The 18,306-nt window shown below is 64.4% G+C and carries 24 protein-coding genes; 8 read left to right on the top strand and 16 right to left on the bottom strand.

What is annotated here, in order from left to right:
• Window position 1: 1 nt before the first annotated feature.
• Entirely contained in the window at window positions 2–445 is a 444-nt protein-coding gene (locus WHZ77_RS15145; protein WP_375314345.1) for a GNAT family N-acetyltransferase, read from the bottom strand.
• A complete protein-coding gene (locus tag WHZ77_RS15140; protein ID WP_375314344.1) occupies window positions 446–1,945 on the bottom strand; it encodes an NAD(P)H-hydrate dehydratase in 1,500 nt (499 codons plus the stop codon).
• Window positions 1,946–2,325: 380 nt separating this feature from the next.
• Here WHZ77_RS15140 and WHZ77_RS15135 point away from each other — a divergent pair, with 380 nt between their 5' ends.
• A complete protein-coding gene (locus WHZ77_RS15135) occupies window positions 2,326–2,664 on the top strand; it encodes a P-II family nitrogen regulator (RefSeq protein ID WP_007603495.1) in 339 nt (112 codons plus the stop codon).
• A gap of 153 nt (window positions 2,665–2,817) precedes the next feature.
• Complete coding sequence (gene glnA / locus WHZ77_RS15130; protein ID WP_375314343.1) at window positions 2,818–4,227, top strand: type I glutamate--ammonia ligase; 1,410 nt, start codon at window positions 2,818–2,820, stop codon at window positions 4,225–4,227.
• Window positions 4,228–4,293: 66 nt separating this feature from the next.
• Here glnA and WHZ77_RS15125 read toward each other — a convergent pair whose 3' ends face one another.
• The 4 genes from WHZ77_RS15125 to WHZ77_RS15110 form a co-directional block, all read right to left on the bottom strand.
• Complete coding sequence (locus WHZ77_RS15125) at window positions 4,294–4,728, bottom strand: hypothetical protein (RefSeq protein WP_375314342.1); 435 nt, start codon at window positions 4,726–4,728, stop codon at window positions 4,294–4,296.
• Window positions 4,729–4,807: 79 nt separating this feature from the next.
• Complete coding sequence (locus tag WHZ77_RS15120) at window positions 4,808–5,185, bottom strand: type II toxin-antitoxin system HigA family antitoxin (protein ID WP_375314341.1); 378 nt, start codon at window positions 5,183–5,185, stop codon at window positions 4,808–4,810.
• A 9-nt stretch (window positions 5,186–5,194) separates the two neighbouring features.
• A complete protein-coding gene (locus tag WHZ77_RS15115) occupies window positions 5,195–5,560 on the bottom strand; it encodes a type II toxin-antitoxin system HigB family toxin (RefSeq protein ID WP_375314340.1) in 366 nt (121 codons plus the stop codon).
• A 59-nt stretch (window positions 5,561–5,619) separates the two neighbouring features.
• Window positions 5,620–5,877: a 4-oxalocrotonate tautomerase family protein gene (locus WHZ77_RS15110; RefSeq protein WP_375314339.1), complete on the bottom strand. Its 258-nt coding sequence runs from the start codon at window positions 5,875–5,877 to the stop codon at window positions 5,620–5,622.
• A gap of 149 nt (window positions 5,878–6,026) precedes the next feature.
• On the opposite strand from WHZ77_RS15110, the gene WHZ77_RS15105 reads away from it, so the two are divergent.
• Window positions 6,027–7,004, top strand: a complete 978-nt coding sequence (locus WHZ77_RS15105; RefSeq protein ID WP_375314338.1) for a GlxA family transcriptional regulator — start codon at window positions 6,027–6,029, stop codon at window positions 7,002–7,004.
• A 12-nt stretch (window positions 7,005–7,016) separates the two neighbouring features.
• Here the strand turns inward: WHZ77_RS15105 and WHZ77_RS15100 are convergent, their stop codons facing one another.
• The 3 genes from WHZ77_RS15100 to WHZ77_RS15090 form a co-directional block, all read right to left on the bottom strand.
• On the bottom strand, window positions 7,017–7,196 hold the full coding sequence (locus tag WHZ77_RS15100) for a hypothetical protein (protein WP_375314337.1): 180 nt from the start codon (window positions 7,194–7,196) through the stop codon (window positions 7,017–7,019).
• Window positions 7,197–7,201: 5 nt separating this feature from the next.
• Window positions 7,202–7,975 carry a gamma-glutamyl-gamma-aminobutyrate hydrolase family protein gene (locus WHZ77_RS15095; protein WP_015685731.1) on the bottom strand — a complete coding sequence of 258 codons (774 nt, stop codon included), beginning with the start codon at window positions 7,973–7,975 and terminating at the stop codon, window positions 7,202–7,204.
• Between the two features lie 89 nt (window positions 7,976–8,064).
• Window positions 8,065–8,769, bottom strand: coding sequence for a hypothetical protein (locus tag WHZ77_RS15090; protein ID WP_375314336.1), 705 nt, complete (start codon window positions 8,767–8,769; stop codon window positions 8,065–8,067).
• A gap of 137 nt (window positions 8,770–8,906) precedes the next feature.
• Here WHZ77_RS15090 and WHZ77_RS15085 point away from each other — a divergent pair, with 137 nt between their 5' ends.
• On the top strand, window positions 8,907–10,043 hold the full coding sequence (locus WHZ77_RS15085) for an AI-2E family transporter (RefSeq protein WP_375314335.1): 1,137 nt from the start codon (window positions 8,907–8,909) through the stop codon (window positions 10,041–10,043).
• A gap of 16 nt (window positions 10,044–10,059) precedes the next feature.
• Here the strand turns inward: WHZ77_RS15085 and WHZ77_RS15080 are convergent, their stop codons facing one another.
• The 6 genes from WHZ77_RS15080 to WHZ77_RS15055 form a co-directional block, all read right to left on the bottom strand.
• Window positions 10,060–10,356 (bottom strand): antibiotic biosynthesis monooxygenase family protein, encoded by a 297-nt coding sequence (locus WHZ77_RS15080; protein WP_375314334.1) that lies wholly within the window; start codon window positions 10,354–10,356, stop codon window positions 10,060–10,062.
• A gap of 102 nt (window positions 10,357–10,458) precedes the next feature.
• Window positions 10,459–10,695: a hypothetical protein gene (locus tag WHZ77_RS15075; protein WP_375314333.1), complete on the bottom strand. Its 237-nt coding sequence runs from the start codon at window positions 10,693–10,695 to the stop codon at window positions 10,459–10,461.
• A 58-nt stretch (window positions 10,696–10,753) separates the two neighbouring features.
• Window positions 10,754–11,974: a diguanylate cyclase gene (locus WHZ77_RS15070; protein WP_375314332.1), complete on the bottom strand. Its 1,221-nt coding sequence runs from the start codon at window positions 11,972–11,974 to the stop codon at window positions 10,754–10,756.
• A gap of 229 nt (window positions 11,975–12,203) precedes the next feature.
• Window positions 12,204–12,680 carry a 30S ribosomal protein S9 gene (gene rpsI, locus WHZ77_RS15065; RefSeq protein WP_375314331.1) on the bottom strand — a complete coding sequence of 159 codons (477 nt, stop codon included), beginning with the start codon at window positions 12,678–12,680 and terminating at the stop codon, window positions 12,204–12,206.
• A 2-nt stretch (window positions 12,681–12,682) separates the two neighbouring features.
• The gene (gene rplM / locus WHZ77_RS15060) at window positions 12,683–13,147 is read right to left on the bottom strand and encodes a 50S ribosomal protein L13 (RefSeq protein WP_375314330.1); all 465 of its coding nucleotides are present in this window, start codon (window positions 13,145–13,147) and stop codon (window positions 12,683–12,685) included.
• Between the two features lie 158 nt (window positions 13,148–13,305).
• Window positions 13,306–13,734, bottom strand: coding sequence for a PaaI family thioesterase (locus WHZ77_RS15055; protein ID WP_375314329.1), 429 nt, complete (start codon window positions 13,732–13,734; stop codon window positions 13,306–13,308).
• Between the two features lie 87 nt (window positions 13,735–13,821).
• Between WHZ77_RS15055 and WHZ77_RS15050 the strand changes: the two genes are divergently transcribed.
• From WHZ77_RS15050 to WHZ77_RS15035, 4 genes are all read left to right on the top strand, one after another.
• Window positions 13,822–14,646, top strand: coding sequence for an enoyl-CoA hydratase (locus WHZ77_RS15050; protein ID WP_375314328.1), 825 nt, complete (start codon window positions 13,822–13,824; stop codon window positions 14,644–14,646).
• Window positions 14,647–14,671: 25 nt separating this feature from the next.
• Complete coding sequence (locus tag WHZ77_RS15045) at window positions 14,672–15,256, top strand: CoA-binding protein (protein ID WP_375314327.1); 585 nt, start codon at window positions 14,672–14,674, stop codon at window positions 15,254–15,256.
• A 138-nt stretch (window positions 15,257–15,394) separates the two neighbouring features.
• Entirely contained in the window at window positions 15,395–16,675 is a 1,281-nt protein-coding gene (locus WHZ77_RS15040) for an O-acetylhomoserine aminocarboxypropyltransferase (RefSeq protein WP_375314326.1), read from the top strand.
• A gap of 162 nt (window positions 16,676–16,837) precedes the next feature.
• Entirely contained in the window at window positions 16,838–17,182 is a 345-nt protein-coding gene (locus WHZ77_RS15035) for a hypothetical protein (protein WP_375314325.1), read from the top strand.
• A 5-nt stretch (window positions 17,183–17,187) separates the two neighbouring features.
• On the opposite strand, the gene WHZ77_RS15030 is transcribed toward WHZ77_RS15035, so the two are convergent.
• Window positions 17,188–18,270 (bottom strand): COX15/CtaA family protein, encoded by a 1,083-nt coding sequence (locus WHZ77_RS15030; protein WP_375314324.1) that lies wholly within the window; start codon window positions 18,268–18,270, stop codon window positions 17,188–17,190.
• Window positions 18,271–18,306: the final 36 nt, after the last annotated feature.

Raw genomic sequence — 18,306 nt, 5'->3', positions numbered from 1 at the left:
GCTATCGGCCCGCACGCGTCCAGAGGTAGCGGACGTCGGGCTCCCGCTCCTCGTTCCGCGTTCCGTCGGTCTTTTCAACCAGCGTGAACCCGCGCGCTTCATAGAAGCGCCGCGCTCGCGCGTTCCGCTGGAAGGTCCAGAGCTCCAGCCGTTCGCAGGCGCCCTTGGCAATGTCGAGGAGTTCGGTGCCGACGCCGCGGCCGTGGGCAGCGGGAAGCACGTAGAGCTGCTCGATCCAGCCGTCATGGAAGGCGATGAGCCCGCTGAGCTCATCGCCGTCGAAGCGTCCCCACACGCGGCACATCGCGAAGACATGCTCGCGGTAGAACCAGTGGTCCTCGTCGGGCGTATATAGCCCGACGAGCCAAGGCATCGCATGGTCAAACCCAATCCGATGGAGCCGCGCTGCCGCGCGCGTATCGGTGAGCGCGAGCTCTCTGATCACTTAGTACTCCACCCCGAGCGCATTATAAATCCGCCGGTGCACCGCCGGCAGCGTCTCGGTGAGGTCTTCCGCGATCAGGCCCGGCCCGGCCTCGCTCCCCGCCTCGCCATGCATCCACACACCGATGCTGGCAGCTTCGAAGGCCGGCACGCCTTGCGCCAAAAGCCCGGCGATGATCCCTGCGAGCACGTCGCCTGCGCCGGCGGTGGCGAGCCATGGCGGTGCGTTGGCGGCGATGGTGGCGCGGCCGTCCGGCGCGGCGATCGTGGTGTCAGGCCCCTTCAAGAGCACGACCGCGCCGGAGCGCTCGGCAGCGGCGCGGACGCGTTCCAGCTTCGAGCGGCCCGGATATTTGTTGCTGAGGTCGGAGAACAGGCGCGGAAACTCGCCCTCGTGCGGCGTCAGCACCACCGCATTGTCCAGCGAGGATTTGATCGACTCGAACAGGCGCTCGGGGTTCGCGGCAAAGCTCGTCAACGCATCCGCATCGAGCACCAGATGCCGCTGCGCGCTGAGCGCCGTGTGGACGAGATCGCAGGTGCGCTCGCCGATGCCGGTGCCGGGACCGATCATGCAGGTGTTGTAGCGCTTGTCGCCGAGCAGCTCGCCGAATTCGATCGCGGTGTCGACGGGGCGAACCATCACCGCGGTCAGTGCGGCCGCATTGATCGCGAGCGCATCGCGCGGGGTCGCCAGCGTCACGAGACCCGCGCCGGCCCGCAGCGCCGCGCGCGCTGCCATCCGTGCCGCGCCGGTCGCCGCCGCATCGCCGGAGACCGCGAGCACATGGCCCCGCGCATATTTGTGGCCGTCGATGCGCGGCACCGGAAAGGCGGCGCTCCAGAAATCCGGATCGTTCTCGAAAATCTGCGGCGCGATCTCGTCCAGCACCTGTGCGTCGATCCCGATGTCGGCGACGCGCACGTGGCCGCAATGCATCCGGCCGGGCATCAGCAGGTGCGCCGGCTTCTTGCGGAAGAAGGTGACGGTCTCGGTGGCATTCACCGCCACGCCCATCACGGCGGCGCTGGTCCCGTTGATGCCGCTCGGCAGGTCGACCGCGAGTAAGGGGGCGCCGTTGGCGTTGATCGCCTCGATCATCGCGTGCGCCTCGCCGTCGACCGGACGACTGAGGCCTGCGCCGAACAGCGCATCGATGATCAGCGCGGGCCGTCCGATCGCCTGGGGATTGAACGGGAGCACCGGATGCTTCCAGCCGCGCGCGGCGGAGGCCGCATCGCCCTGGAGCTGGTCGCGCTCGCACATCAGGATCACCGAGACCTCCCGGCCCTGCGCGGCGAGCTCGGCGGCCGCGACGAAACCGTCGCCGCCGTTGTTGCCGGGGCCGGCCACGATCAGGATCGGCCCCTCCTCCACCAGTGCGCTGGCGGCTGCGGCGACGGCCTGGCCCGCGCTCAGCATCAGCTTGAACCCAGGCGTGCCGGCCGCGATCGAGAGCTGGTCGGCGCGCGCCATCTCAGCGTTGGTCAGAACTTCCATGCCACTTCCCTGTACAAACGCCTCTTCAACAGGCATCTTCCGTGCCGATCCGACCGACGGAACATTGATCTGCACACAGATTGAACCGTTTGCCTATTTCGTAGTCTTCGGTATTTTGGACCGGTCGGCTCCACCTATCAGAGTTGCTCGTTAAAAGGCTGATAACGTTCCAATAATCAGGGCATTTGCAACTTGGCATAGACCCTGCTTTCGAGGAAGCCGCTTCGGTTCGTCGTGCTCACTGGCATCTTTCAGGGTGTGGCCGGCCGTTGTTGCCGGACTGGTCAGGGAGCCCGGCATATCGAAGACACGATCGTGCGTGACAAAAGCGCATCCTGACGAACACGTTGCTATTTGATCGAAAGGCCGGGAGGCGCGCAGTGAAGAAAATCGAAGCCATCATCAAGCCATTCAAGCTCGACGAGGTGAAGGAAGCGCTTCAGGAAGTCGGCCTGCAAGGCATTACCGTCACCGAAGCCAAGGGCTTTGGCCGCCAAAAGGGGCACGCCGAGCTTTATCGCGGCGCGGAATACATCGTTGACTTCCTGCCCAAGGTGAAGATCGAGATCGTGATCGGCGACGATCTGGTCGAACGCGCCATCGACGCAATCCGACGCGCCGCGCAGACCGGACGCATCGGCGACGGCAAGATTTTCGTCTCCAACATCGAAGAGGCGATCCGCATCCGAACCGGCGAATCCGGGCTGGACGCTATCTGAGCCGGGTGCTATCCCGCAGCTTGCGACACTAAGAAAAGAAATAAGGCTGCTTCGGCGGCCTGATTTCGTTTGTGCGGTCGCGCGCGAACTCGCCAAAAGCGAGAATAATCTTGCTCACCTGGAAACCGACCCGCAGAGCCAAAAGGGGTATGCATGAAGACCGCCAAAGACGTCCTGAAATCGATCAAGGACAACGACGTTAAGTACGTCGACCTGCGCTTCACCGATCCGCGCGGCAAGTGGCAGCATGTGACGTTCGACGTCAGCATGATCGACGACGATATCTTCGCCGAAGGGACGATGTTCGACGGCTCCTCGATCGCCGGCTGGAAGGCCATCAACGAGTCCGACATGTGCCTGATGCCCGATCCGGTGACCGCGACGATCGATCCGTTCTTCGCCGAGACCACCATGGTCATCACCTGCGACGTGCTCGAGCCGACCACCGGCGAGCCCTACAACCGCGACCCCCGCGGCATCGCCAAGAAGGCGGAAGCCATGGTGAAGTCGATGGGCGTGGGCGACAGCGTGTTCGTCGGCCCCGAAGCCGAGTTCTTCGTGTTCGACGACGTGCGCTTCTCCAGCGGCCCCTACAACACCGGTTTCCGTCTCGACTCCTCGGAGCTGCCGACCAACTCCGACACCGAATATGAAGGCGGCAATCTCGGCCACCGCATCCGCACCAAGGGCGGCTACTTCCCGGTCCCGCCGCAGGACTCGGTGCAGGACATGCGCTCGGAAATGCTCGGCGCCATGGCCAAGATGGGCGTCAAGGTCGAGAAGCACCATCACGAGGTCGCTTCGGCCCAGCACGAGCTCGGCATGAAGTTCGACACGCTGACGCTGATGGCCGACCACATGCAGATCTACAAGTACTGCATCCACCAGGTCGCGCACATCTACGGCAAGACCGCCACCTTCATGCCGAAGCCGATCTACGGCGACAACGGCTCGGGCATGCACGTGCACCAGTCGATCTGGAAGGACGGCAAGCCGGTCTTCGCCGGCAACAAGTACGCCGACCTGTCGGAGACCTGCCTCCACTACATCGGCGGCATCATCAAGCACGCCAAGGCGATCAACGCCTTCACCAACCCGTCGACCAACTCCTACAAGCGTCTGGTCCCGGGCTATGAGGCTCCCGTGCTGCTCGCCTATTCCGCGCGCAACCGCTCGGCCTCCTGCCGCATCCCCTACACGGCGAATCCGAAGGCCAAGCGTGTCGAGGTGCGTTTCCCCGATCCGCTCGCCAATCCCTATCTCGGCTTCGCATCGATGCTGATGGCCGGCCTCGACGGCATCAAGAACAAGATCGATCCGGGTCCGGCGATGGACAAGGACCTCTACGACCTGCCGAAGGAAGAGCTGAAGCAGATCCCGACCGTCTGCGGCTCGCTCCGCGAGGCGCTGGAAAATCTCGACAAGGACCGCGGCTTCCTCAAGAACGGCGGCGTGTTCGACGACGACTTCATCGACGCTTACATCGAGCTGAAGATGACCGAAGTCGCCCGCTTCGAAATGACCCCGCACCCGGTCGAATTCGACATGTACTATTCGGGCTAGGCAGCCCGAACAGAATGCGACAAGCAAAAGGCGCTCCGCGAGGGGCGCCTTTTCGTTTGAGGGTGGTTATCTCTCTTGGCCCCTGGCGAAGATCGCCAATTCACCACCGCCGGTCGCTATGACCGTTAGGCCCGGAATACCAATTTGCCATCCCTCGTAGCCAGACGACATATTGAGAACCTCCATGACAACATTGTCAGAAAAGATAATTGATATGTCTCCAGTGTCCGCGCGAATTGAAATGCGCTCGACAGCCTGAGAGCCGAGAAGGGTGAGCGCGACTTTCTCGCAATCGAGGGGGGCCGTTAGACCAAATTGATGACCGTCATCGCTGCTCGCAAGCGCAATTCTGTTCGCTACAACAATGCGCCACGGACATTCCGCGCTCAGACCGGAAGAGGCAGAGTCCCCGAAGCTAAAATTCCAGTCATATTCCCGGCGCGTTACCGTTACGACATGGTGGCCGGCAAGATGCGCGGCTAAAGTCTTACCGACATCCATCCCTCGTCTCTCCATAGCGCCGGGGATTGCTGCCCGCAGATGGGTAATGGGATTCGCCGCGCTTTACACATCCCAAGTGCTAAGCGGCATTCAACCGATACGGCTTCACCAACAATTCGGCAGGCACCTTCCAAGCTTCGCTGATCCGGAAGATCATCTCCACGGTCAGCGCACGTCTCCTGTTCAATATCTCGGATGCGCGCGAGCGAGAGCCGAGCAGCTCTGCCAGCTCCGCTTGGGTATGCCCGCTTTCGTCGATCAGGTAATTCAGCATATCGATAGGGTCGAGACGCGACGTATCAATCGACCAATGCGCCGTCTCGTATTTTTCGACGAGCGTCGCCAGGATATCCAACTTGTCGCCGTCGTCGGTCCCGGGCTCCGCGCCCCAGAGCCGCTCGATCTCGGCGACAGCTGCATCGTAATCTGTCTCAGTCCGAATGGGACGGATTTCCATTGTGCCTCCTCAGTACATCGCCACGGTCAGCGCATCGATCTTGTCGTACTCGGCATGCGTCCCGACGAACTTGATGAACGCGATTTGATGCTTGAATGCGAACGCGACGATCAGGCGAAAATTGCCGCCGGCAATTTCAAATCTCGCACGCTCACCGTTCAGAACAGCCGAACCGGGGACTGTCATCTGGACCTCGTTCATCGAAGCCCATTTGGCCGCTCTGACCAGCTTGATCCACCGCGTGATCGCAGGCTTTGCCCTGGGATTAGCCGCAGCGAATTTGGCCAGCGTGGATTGCTTGATAATCCTCACGAAACACCATTCCCATATTGGGAACATTACGTCAAGGCCGCTCTGCGGCTGATGGCGCAGCACAGCAAGACGAAGCCCATCATTGCAGCCTCAAGACCTGGATGGGCTTCGTTTCCCTCTCGCTACGACTTCGCGACCCGCACCCCGTCCGCCCCGATCGCACCAAACGTGCCGGCGATGACCTCGCTGGTCGGCTGCAGGCCGCCGAGCGACCAGTGCGCCGGCTCCTGTTCCTCGATCCTGACCCAGACGTTGCGACGGAACTCCGGATTGCCCTGCCCTTCGACCTCGACCATCAGGTCGGTGACGCGTTCGAGCAGCGTCTTCTTCTGCGCGGCGTCGAGGATGCCGCGGACGGTGGAAATGGTGACGTAAGGCATGTCTTTCTCCAATGATGTGGTGTGGCGGAGCAACACTGGACCCCGCAGCGCCGGGACGGCAGTGGCGGATAAGACAGAGATCGGGCAATTTCAGCCAAGCAGCGCGCGCACCGATCGGCTAGGATCGCAGCGTCCTGCCTGGAGGTCCCGTGAAGCTCGCAATTCTGGCGCTGGAAGGCTGCATGCATTCGGCGATCGCGGGGATCGCCGACATCCTGTCGCTCGCCAATCACGTGATGCAGCAGAGCGGCGCCAAACCCCGTTTCACCTGGCAGACACTCTCGCTCGACGGCAAGGACGTGCGCGCCGGCGGCGGCCAGATGGTCGCGGTCGACGGCGCAATCGGCAAGCGCGCTCGCTTCGACGCGATCATCGTCCCCGGCAACCTCGTCGATCATGTCACGGCCGAGCGTCTGCAACCGCAATATGCCCGGGCCGGCGCCTGGCTGCGGCAACAACATGCCAACGGCCAGCTGATCGGCGCGTTTTGCAGCGGCGTTTTCCTGCTTGCCGGAGCCGGCTTGCTCGACAACCGCCGCGCCACCATCACCTGGTGGCTGCAGGGCGAGCTGCGGCAGCGCCATCCCGCCATCGACCTTGCCGCCGACGCCGTCATCACCATGGCGGATCGCATCGTCTGTGCGGCCGGACCGATGTCGTGGGTCGACCTCCTGCTCAAGCTGATCGAACTGGTCGAAGGCAAGGAGATCGCCAAACTCTGTGCGGACTACGTCGTCATCGACACCGCGCAGCGCACCCAATCGATCTTCATGCCCGTCGGCTATCTGCTGTCACAGGACCCGCTGCTGACCCGGGCCGATCTTCTGGTCCGGCGTACCGGCAAGAGGCCGATGACGGTCAAGCGTCTCGCGGGCGCGCTCGGCCTCAGCGAGCGCACACTGAACCGGAAGTTTCAGGAACTCACGCGCGAGCCGCCCCAGGCCTTCATCACGCGCCGTCGCGTCGAGCACGCCCGCACACTGCTCGAGACGACGACGCAGCCGGTCAAGACGATCGCACGCGCGGCCGGCTACGAGGACGAGAGCAGCTTTCGGAAGGCGTTCCGCAAGCTGACCTTGATGTCGCCGCAGGCCTATCGCACGCGTCGCCTGGACCCGGCGGCGTAAGACCGGCCCCCGTCACTTATCCGGAAAATTCACTCCGATCTCCGTCACCACCGGTGCAAACTTCGCCAGCGCCGCATTGTCGAAGGCCGCCTTGACGCCGTCGCCCGAGAGCGACTTCGGCGCGCCGGCGTTCTTGCCGAATCGGGGGTAGCGGTGATCGCGCTGAAATAGCGCCTTCGCCCCGGCGTGCAATCCGACTACGCCGCTGCGCGCTGCTTCGCCACCAGGGCTTCGCCGAACGCTTCGAACAGCTTGCGGTTGATCGGATTGCGCTGCGGGTCGTATTCGGCGTGCCATTGCACGCCGAGCGCGAAGGTCGGGGCTTCCGCGATGCGGATCGCCTCGATGGTGCCGTCCTCGGCAACGCCTTCGATCAGTACGCGCTTGCCGGGATCGAGAATGCCCTGGCCGTGCAGCGAATTGACGCGAATTTTCTCGCAGCCGAGCAGCTGCGCGAACGCGCCGCCCGGCGTGAGATCGACGTCGTGGCGGTCGGCGAACACCACGGTCGGATCGGGATGGATCTCGCCGTTCTCGAGCCTCGGCATCCGGTGGTTCATGCGGCCCGGGATTTCGCGGATCTCCGGATGCAGCGAGCCGCCGAAGGCGACGTTCATCTCCTGCAAGCCGCGGCAGATGCCGAACAGCGGAATGCCGCGGGCGACGCAGGCGAGCGAGAGCGCCAGCGCGACCTCGTCGCGGTGGATGTCATAGGGCTCGTGCGCCTCACAGGGATCGACATTGAAACGGGTCGGATGAACGTTGGCGCGGGCGCCGGTCAGCACGATGCCGTCGACGGTGTCGAGCAGCGCACTGATGTCGGTAATGTCGGGCGCGCCCGCGAACATCAACGGCAGGCCGCCGGAAACCTCGGCCACGGCGCGCAGATTGCGCTCGCCGACCATCTGGACCTGAAATCGATTTTCGACGCGATGGGCGTTCCCGATCACGCCGACGACCGGCTTTCTCATCTTCCGTTCCGACCTCCCAGTAAGAAGATTCTCCAAACATGCCCTTGGCATGGCACAAATTCAACATTGGGGCACGCGGGACGGCAATGCTATTTTCGCGCAAACGCCTCCCGGGCCTCGATCTCGCTCCCGGCGGGCAGGCCGGCGGCCTTCAGCGCGGTTGCCGCCAGTTCGCCCGGCGCGGTCAGCCAGGGCAGTTTCGCCTCGATTCCGCGGGTCACCGGCTCCCCGAGCACGCCACCGAAATCGATCGGCCAGAGCCCGTTGGGCACCACCTCGGCGGTGAGCCCGCGGATGGCGTAGCCGTCGCCCAGAACCGCATCGGCATGGTCGCCGGCGACAAGGCGCGCGGTCCTGGGGTCTGCGGGATCGCCAAAGCTCACGAGCACGGGGACAAGGTCCCCCTGCACCGGGACCATGCCGGTCTGCCGGTTGAGCTCGTTGAACGAGACGCGGTTGCCGCGCGCGACGCCATAGGCGCGGAGCGCGACATAGTTGATATCGTCGAGGTCGAGCTTGGCGTCCTGCCGGTGCGCCAGCAATGCCACCAGGTTCTTTCCATGGCCGAGGTCGACGAACACGGCCTCCCCACGCATCGTGGTGCGGCCGCCACGGCTGTAGCCGCGGTCGGGTACGACGGCCAGAATGCCGGCCCCGGTCCTGATCCCGCCCGGCGTCGTCACCTCGACCGTGAGGCGATATTTGTGGCCGGGCCGGTTGATCCGGATCTGGTCGCCGATCACGAGCACGGCGAGAAGCCCGAGCAGACCGGCCCACTTGCTGATGAAACTCAAGCCGCCCCCACCTGTTCTCTCCTCATCGCTCTGCACCGTTCGAACCGCAGCGTCAAACCAGCGCGTTGACGCGGTCTTGATCCGAAGCGCGTTTGTCGAGAGAGTGCGGCGGCTGCAGCCGCCGAAAAGGACCCGATGTGACGATTTCAAGAGATGAACGGCCCTCGACACGCAACGACCTGGCTTGGGCGATCTCGGTCGGCGGCATCGGTGTCGTGCTTTTCACCGCGCTGCTGGTGTTCACCTGGTATTTTGCCGCCACACTGCTGCTGATCTTCGCCGGTCTTCTGTTCGGCGTCGCCCTCAATGCACTGACCAACGCGCTCGGCCGCCGCGTGCACCTGCCGCATACGGCTCGGCTCGCGATCGTCTGCGTCGTGCTGGCCTTGATGCTGGCGGGTGTCGCCTATCTTGGCGGCGCCACCATCGCCGAACAGGCTTCGCTGCTCAGCAAGACCATCAAGTCGCAGATCACGAACGTGAAGTCCTTCCTCGACAGCCACGGCGTCGACACCAGCTTCTTCGATCTCGGCAGCGCCGCTCCCGCCTCGGACGCGACACCGACGGAGCCCAGCCCCTCGCCCGGCGCCCCGCCAAAGAACGGATTGTCCGGCGCAGGCGCCCTCGCCTCCAGCGGCGGGGCGATCGTGAGCCAGACCTTCAAGCTGCTGCTCGGCACCATCAGCGCCGTCGGCAATATCTTCATCGTGCTGTTTCTCGGGCTGGCCTTCGCCGCACAGCCCAGCATCTATCACGACGGGCTGCTGTTTCTCGTGCCGGCCAGGCATCGCACGCGCGCCACGCTGATCATCGACCGCATCAGCGAGACGCTCGAGCGCTGGTTGATCGCGCAGATCATCGTGATGATTGCGGTCGGCGCGGTGACCTGGATCGGGCTTGCCCTGATCGGAATCCCCGGCTCGTTCATCCTAGGGATCCAGGCCGGATTGCTCGCCTTCATCCCGACGGTCGGTGCCATCATCGCCGGCGTCATCGTCGTGCTGGCGAGCCTCGCCTCAGGCTGGGTCGCAGCGCTGTCGGCCTTCCTGCTGTTCCTCGGCGTCCACGCCATGGAAAGCTATGTGCTGACGCCGTTGCTCCAGCGCCAGGCACTGGACATCCCGCCGGCCACGCTGTTCGCGTTCCAGATCCTGCTCGGCGTCGTGTTCGGAATCTGGGGCCTTGCGCTGGCGCTGCCGCTGGTCGCCATCGCCAAGGTCATGATCGACCATTTCAAGACGTATGAGGCGCCGCCGCTCGCGGAGGCGGCGTAACGTCTCGTGAAATCGCTCAGGTCGTCAGCACGGTCTCGGTGTGCTCGACCTCCGGGGGCGAGGCAAAATACTGGCCGACGAGGCCGCGCCATTCGGTGAAATTCTCGGAGCCGCGGAAATCGACGGTGTGGTTTTCCAGCGTCTCCCACTTCACCATCAGCCGGTAGCGCTGCGGCTTCTCGATCGACTTGTGCAGCTCGAAGCCGTGAAACCCCATGGAGCGGCCGAAGGCGGCCTTGGCCTTGGCGACGGCGGCCTCGAAATCCTTCTCGCTGCCCGGCTTGACGTCGATTTGCGCGATCTCGGTGATCATCGGTTTCCACCCTCTTCTGTTTGATTGGCGTGTCTACCGCAGCCGGCGACAAAGAAAAAGGCGCCGAAACGGCGCCCTGATCGGCCAAAAATGCGGACGCTCTCAGGCAAACAGCAGAACGATTCCCGCCACGACCAGCGCGCAACCGCCAAACAGAGCGAACGGCCAATGGCTGCGGCCTTGCGTGTATCGCCCTTGGGCGCGGCGCTCCGTGATCAGCGCGCGCTCATATTCGTCCGCCGTGGAGAACAGACAAGCGAAACCGCCGCGTGCCAAGGTCGCTGCGGCTTCGAGCGACATCAGGGCAGCCTGCGGATTCTGTCGACGGATCGATTCCATGACCACAATGGTAGGGATCGATTGGTAAACAGTGGATTACCGCAAGGCCGTTTGGTCCTCAGGCCGTGACCTGGCGCGTCTGCGGCACACCTATCCGCGCGGCGCTCTGGCGGCGCCAGTTCTCCAGCGACAGCGGCAGCTCCTCGGCCGCCTCGACACGGTTACGGCCGCCACGCTTGGCCTGGTAGAGGGCGGTGTCGGCCGAGGCCAGCAGCACCTCGAGCTCGGTGCCGGCCGGACCGCCCGCGACGCCGATGCTGACGGTGGTGTCGACCGGGCCTTCATCGACCACGACGCCCGAGGTCTCGAACGCTTCGCGCACGCGTTCGGCGACCAGCACGCCCTCCTCCAGCGAACAGGGCAAGAGGGCTGCGAACTCCTCGCCGCCGATGCGACCCGACATGTCGGTGATGCGCAGGTTGCTGACCACGACGGTCGAGAACAGCTTCAGCATCTCGTCGCCGGCGGGGTGGCCGAAACGGTCGTTGATCGACTTGAAATGGTCGATGTCGAAGATCATCACGGTCACGGGACGACCTGCCTTGGCCTCGCGCTCGATCACACGGCCGCAGGCTTCCGAGAAGCCGCGGCGGTTGAGCATGCCGGTCAGGGGATCGGTCGATGCGGCGGTCCGGTGCGCCGTCACCGTGCGCTCCGACACCAGCATGAAGATCACGAACACGGTGCCGACGGCATAGAGTATCAATTCGACCGCGAACACGGTGACCCAGATGCTGCCGGAGAAGCCGGCATCGTTGGGACGCAGGAAGCTGCCGAGCAGGATCGGCAGCATCAAGACGCAGCCGTGCATCACCGGCACCACGAAGGCCGGCCAGCGCCGTTGCAGGCTCTTGCGCCGCTCGACCCAGAGCTCGCTCGCGGTCAGCGCCGCGTAGACCGAGACGATCCCGGCGCCGACAATCATGCGCAGCATCGAGGCCGCGGGATCGAGCAGCGTGACGGCGGCGGCCCAGGCCAGCGCGCCGACGAGGAGACCCGGCCAGTTCGGCTTGCGGCCGTGGAAGACGCGCGCCGCGTTCCACACCATGCCGCAGGCAACGAAGCCGACCGCGTTCAGCGCGAGATAGAGATGCGGGCCGAGCTTGTCGCCGGCCGCGGTCCATAGCGCGACCGAAGCCGCGCCCAGCAGATATGCGGTGCCCCACCATTTCAGCGCAGGACTGTTTTCCTGCCTGCCGAAAAACACCATCATGGCGCCGAGCAGTGCGGCAACCATGGTGGCAACCAAATAGAGCGTGATGCTATCGAGCGACATCATGTCGGCCCCCTCTTAGACATAGCAGTTACGCGATCGGCCCAGCCGACTTGCGCGCCCTTCCAGATGCGACGCTATGTCCCGCGAGTTCCATTCAGGTTTTCGCGCGTGCCCAAGTTTTCAAGAAACTCGCCATCAATTTGCGTACAAACGAACAGCAAAAAGGGCGCTGAAATCAGCGCCCTTTTGCATCTCATTGAAGCCGCTTTCGCGGCGAATGTGACCGAAGCGATTAACGCTTCGAGAACTGGAAGGACCGGCGGGCCTTGGCCTTGCCGTACTTCTTGCGCTCGACCACGCGCGAGTCGCGGGTGAGGAAGCCGCCCTTCTTGAGCACGCCACGCAGCTCCGGCTCGAAATAGGTCAGCGCCTTGGAGATGCCGTGACGGACTGCGCCGGCCTGGCCGGACAGGCCGCCGCCGGCGACGGTGCAGATCACGTCGTACTGGCCGGAACGCGAGGCCACGGAGAACGGCTGCTCGATCATCATGCGCAGCACGGGACGGGCGAAATAGACCTCGACCTCGCGCGAGTTGACCGTGACCTTGCCGGCGCCGGGCTTGATCCAGACGCGGGCGACCGCGTCCTTGCGCTTGCCGGTAGCGTAGGCGCGGTTGAACTTGTCGACCTTCTTCTCGTGCTTGGGCGCATCGGGCGCCGCCGTCTTGAGCTGCGAGAGCTGGTCGAGCGACTGAATGGATTCGGCCATGGTTATGCGGCCCTCGTGTTCTTGCGGTTCAACTTGGCGATGTCGATCTTCTCGGGCGTCTGCGCTTCGTGCGGATGCTCGGCACCGCCATAGACACGAAGGTTGCCCATCTGCACGCGGCCGAGCGGACCACGCGGGATCATGCGCTCGACGGCCTTCTCCAGCACGCGCTCGGGATGCTTGCCCTCGAGGATCTGGCGCGCGGTGCGCTCCTTGATGTGGCCAACATAGCCGGTGTGCTTGTAGTAGGTCTTCTGCTCGCGCTTGCGGCCGGTGAGGACCGCATGCTGCGCGTTGATGATGATGACGTTGTCGCCGCAATCAACGTGCGGGGTGTAGGTCGGGAGGTGCTTGCCGCGCAGGCGCATGGCGACGATGGTGGCGAGGCGGCCGACGACCAGACCCTTGGCGTCGATCAGCACCCACTTCTTCGTCACCTCAGCCGGCTTTGCCGAGAAGGTTTTCATATCGGAGTTTCCGTGGACGGGAGACATCGGCGCGAACACCGCGCCGGACTGCGCGGTTTTCTAGAGAAGAGAGGCACAACGGTCAATGCCCCACGGCGGAAATTAGATGTTAAAAATCAATATCTTACAAATACGGTGCTATAATACCCTCAAAAAGCTCAAACAGTTGGAATGGAATAGGTCGAGGTGACATGGGCGATCGGATCCGGCGAGGTGCCGGACAGGAGGTTCACCTCCCCGACCGCCAGCCGCTTGCCGAGCTTGAGCAACCGGGCCTCCGCGAGCACATCCTGCCCCGGCTGGCCCTTGCGCAGGAAGTTGATGTTCAAATTGGTGGTCACAGCGAGCCCGATCGGGCCGATCGCGGACAGGAGCACCACATACATCGCGAAATCGGCCAGCGCCATCAGCGTCGGCCCGGACACGGTTCCGCCCGGACGCAGCATCCTTTCGCTGTAGCGCTGGCGCAGGAGGCAGGTCTGGCCGTCCGCGCTCTCGATCGTGATGTCGTCGCCGCTGAAGGCCTGGGGAAACTCGTCGCGGAGAAATTGCCCGACCTCCGCCACGCTCATTTTCGCTAACGCCATGCTACGCCTCACCCTCGCTTCACGTTCCCTGTTACATTAAGTTGTCTGCGTCATCCAATTGCAATCATTCAAACGGAAATCGCGTCAATGCCCGTCCAGGCCGCCCGCGCCCCCTCCCCGCAACCGCCGATCCTGCTCCGCGAAACGGTCGGCAGCATCGCGGTCCTGACGCTGAACCGCCCGGCCGCGCGCAACAGCCTGTCGGCGGCAATGATTGCGACCCTGCATGCCGAGCTCGACGAGATCCGCGACGACAGAGCGGTCCGCGGCGTGGTGATCGCCGCCAACGGCCCCGCCTTCTCCGCCGGCCACGACATGAAGGAACTCACCGCCCACCGCGCCGACCCCGATCGCGGCCGCGCCTTCTTCGCCGAGATGATGACCGCCTGCAGCGCGATGATGCAGGCGATCGTGCGCCTCCCGAAGCCCGTCGTCGCTGCCGTCCAGGGCATCGCAACCGCGGCCGGCTGCCAGCTCGTGGCGAGCTGCGATCTCGCGATTGCCTCGGAAGCGGCGAGCTTCGCCACGCCCGGCGTCGACATCGGCCTGTTCTGCTCGACGCCGATGGTGGCGTTGTCGCGCAACGTGCCGCGCAAGCAGGCGATGGAGATGCTGCTCACGGGCGAGCCGGTCCCGGCCACGCGCGCCCGCGAGATCGGCCTCGTCAATCGCGTGGTCGCGGCGGGCACCGAGCGCGACGCCGCGATTGCGCTGGCAGAAAAGGTCGCACTGAAATCAGCCTACACCGTCAAGCTCGGCAAGGAAGCGTTCTATCGCCAGGCAGAGATGAACCTTGCGGACGCCTATCGCTACGCGGCAGAGGTGATGACCGAGAACATGATGGCGCGTGACGCCGAGGAAGGCATCGGCGCCTTCATCGAGAAGCGTACGCCGACATGGCGGGATGAGTGACACCGTCAACGAGAAAAGACGAGCAATGAACCACGACGCCTATCCCGACAATTACATCCGCGGCATCCTCAACGGCGTGAAGTCGATCGCGATGGTCGGCGCCTCGCCGGTCAATGTGCGGCCGAGCTATTTCGCATTCAAATATCTGGCGCAGCGCGGCTACGACATGATCCCGGTCAATCCCGGCCATGTCGGCAAGGGTCTGCTCGACAAACCCTTCGTCGCCTCGCTGTCCGACATCGGCCGGCCCATCGACATGATCGACATTTTCCGCAACTCCAGCCACATCATGCCTGTCATCGAAGAGGCGCTCACACTTGATCCGCTGCCGAAGGTGATCTGGATGCAGCTCGGTGCACGCGACGACGCGGCGGCGGCGAAAGCGGAATCGGTCGGGATCAAGGTCGTGATGAACCGCTGCCCCAAGATCGAATATGGCCGTTTGTCGTCCGAGATCTCCTGGATGGGCGTGAATTCGCGCACGCTGAGTTCCAAGCGCGCGCCGGCGCCGACGCAGGGCATGCGCTTATCCCTCAATCGGATGAGTGTCGGCGGCGGCGTTACCGCGGCATCGGATCGCGCCGCCAAGAACAAGAGCGAGCAAAGCTGACGCAGTTGCGAAGGATTCGTTTCGCGAACGCGGCAATGCGTAGCACGATTGCGCTGCTGTGAAGCGGCGCCTTGACGGCGGGCGCGGCGCCGATCAGCATGCCGCGCCATTTCAGACCACGAGAACAGGACGCCCCCAATGAGCGATCGCCTTCCGGGATTTTCCACCCTCGCCGTGCATGCCGGTGCACAGCCCGATCCCACCACCGGTGCGCGCGCGACTCCGATTTATCAAACGACGTCTTTCGTCTTCAACGACGCCGACCACGCCGCGTCGCTGTTCGGCCTGCAGGCGTTCGGCAACATCTATACCCGCATCGGCAATCCCACCAACGCGGTGCTGGAGGAGCGCGTTGCCGCGCTCGAAGGCGGCACCGCGGCGCTCGCGGTAGCCTCGGGCCATGCCGCACAGGTCGTGGTGCTGCAGCAACTGCTCCAGCCCGGCGACGAATTCATCGCCGCGCGCAAACTCTATGGCGGCTCGATCAACCAGTTCACGCACGCGTTCAAGAGCTTTGGCTGGAACGTGGTGTGGGCCGATACCGACGACATCGCGAGCTTCGAGCGCGCGGTGACGCCGCGCACCAAAGCCATTTTCATCGAGTCGATCGCCAATCCCGGCGGCAGCATCACCGACATCGAGGCCGTCTCGACGGTGGCGCGCAAGGCGGGCGTGCCGCTGATCGTCGACAACACGCTGGCATCGCCCTATCTGATCCGCCCGATCGACCACGGCGCCGACATCGTCGTGCACTCGCTGACGAAGTTTCTCGGCGGCCACGGCAATTCGATCGGCGGCATCATCGTCGATGCCGGCACGTTCGACTGGTCCACGGGCGGCAAATATCCGATGCTGTCCGAGCCGCGGCCGGAATATCACGGCATCAAGCTGCAGGAGACGTTCGGCAATTTCGCCTTCGCGATCGCCTGCCGCGTGCTGGGCCTGCGCGACCTCGGTCCCGCGCTGTCGCCCTTCAACGCCTTCATGATCCTCACCGGCATCGAGACGCTGCCGCTGCGCATGCAGAGGCACTGCGACAACGCCAAGGCCGTCGCGGAATTCCTCGCCGGCCATCCGGCGGTGGCCTCGGTCAGTTATGCGGGCCTCGCCAGCGACAAGTACAACCAGCTCGCGCGCAAATACGCGCCGAAGGGTGCGGGCGCGGTGTTCACCTTCAGCCTGAAGGGCGGCTACGATGCCGGCGTCAGCCTGGTGTCGAAACTGCAGTTGTTCTCGCACCTGGCCAATGTCGGCGACACCCGCTCGCTGGTGATTCATCCGGCCTCGACCACGCACAGCCAGCTCGACGACGCCGCAAAGATCAAGTCCGGCGCCGGCCCCGATGTGGTCCGGCTCTCGATCGGCATCGAGGACAAGGAAGATCTGATCGCGGATCTGGAACAGGCGCTGGGGACGTAGCGTCACCGTCATTCCGGGGCGCGCGTAGCGCGAACCCGGAACCTCGAGATTCCGGGGTCGGTGCTTCGCACCGCCCCCGGAATGACGACGTCAGTTAACAGTCATTAACCATATCGGCCGCATACTTCGTCTTTGGATTGCCCTTTTGATTCGGAGCCGACGATGCTGCGCTGGATGGTGCCTGCCCTGGCGGTGATGCTGACGGTCTCGAGCGCGCTCGCCGCCGATCTGCCGGCCACGCCGAAGCGCCGGGCCGCGGCTGCGCCGCAGGAGCCGCCAAAGGTCTATGTCGAGACCGATCCGGATGCGCTGATCTCGCCGGCCTATGGCATCGGCAGCTACATCCGCAATCTGCCGGGCACACCGCTCCTGCCCGGCGCGCACACGCTGCCGGGTTATTACGGCCGCCCCTGGGACTACGACTATCAGGGACCGTATTACGGCGGGCCGCAGGTCGGCTATTTTTGGCGGCTGCCCTACTCGTGCGGCATCTACGGCTACTGCTGATCTAATCAGCCGGCCTGCCCGACCGGCACCGCACGGGGCTGCGCCTCCGTGGACTGCCGCGACGCAAGCCGTTCCACCTGCATGACCGCGAGCGTCAGCACTGCGATCGCCACCGCCTGATGCGAAAGCGCGAGGTCAATCGGCACCTGGTTGAGCAGCGTGAGGATGCCGAGCACCACCTGCAGGCTAACCGCCGCGAACAGCCAGAGCGCGCCGCTGGCAGCCAGCCCCGCGCGCGAACGCACCGCGTCGATCGCGTGCAGTGCCGCCAGCGCGAACAGCGCATAGGCCGTCATGCGGTGCTCGAACTGCACCGTCAGCACATTGTCGAACATGTTGCGCCACCACGGCGACTCGAACCACAGCCGCTCGGGGGAGGGAATGAACGCGCCGTCAATCTGCGGCCAGGTATTGTAGGCGCGCCCGGCGCGCAGACCCGCGACCAGCGCGCCGAAATAGATTTGTACGAAGGTCACGACGAGAAGCAGCGCGCTGGTGAAGCGCAGCCGCGCGGGTGCGGCGATCTGCGGCCGCTCTTTGAGCCGCCGCACCGTCCAGACGATGCCGGCGAAAATCAGCAGCGCGAGCACCAGATGCGTCGCCAGCCGATATTGCGAAACCTCGACCCGTTCCGTCAGGCCCGAGGCCACCATCCACCAGCCGACCGCGCCCTGGAGGCCGCCGAGCGCGAACAGCAACCACAGCCGCCGTTTCAAGTCACCGGACAGGCCGCCGCGCCACAGGAAGAAAAGGAACGGCAGGAGATAGGCGACGCCGATGAAGCGGCCGAGCAGCCGGTGGCTCCATTCCCACCAGAAGATCTGCTTGAACTCGGGCAGGCTCATGCCCGCGTTGAGCTCGCGATATTGCGGGATCTTCTTGTAGGCTTCGAACGCTTCCGCCCACTGCGCCTCCGAGAGCGGAGGAACGCTGCCCGTGACCGGCTTCCACTCGACGATCGAGAGCCCGGATTCCGTCAGCCGCGTCGCGCCGCCGACCAGCACCATCAGCGCGATCAGCGCGGCGACGGAGATAAGCCACCAGCGCACGGCGCGACGCGGCTTGGAGAGAGCGGAACTCGTCGTCATTTCAGGGGCAAAACCAGGACTTGAAGGCTTGAACCG

The organism is Bradyrhizobium sp. A5, assembly GCF_042076515.1.
Taxonomy (GTDB): Bacteria; Pseudomonadota; Alphaproteobacteria; order Rhizobiales; family Xanthobacteraceae; genus Bradyrhizobium; species Bradyrhizobium cosmicum.
Note: the sequence above shows the minus strand (reverse complement) of the source record. Positions and strands in the feature narration are given on the sequence as shown.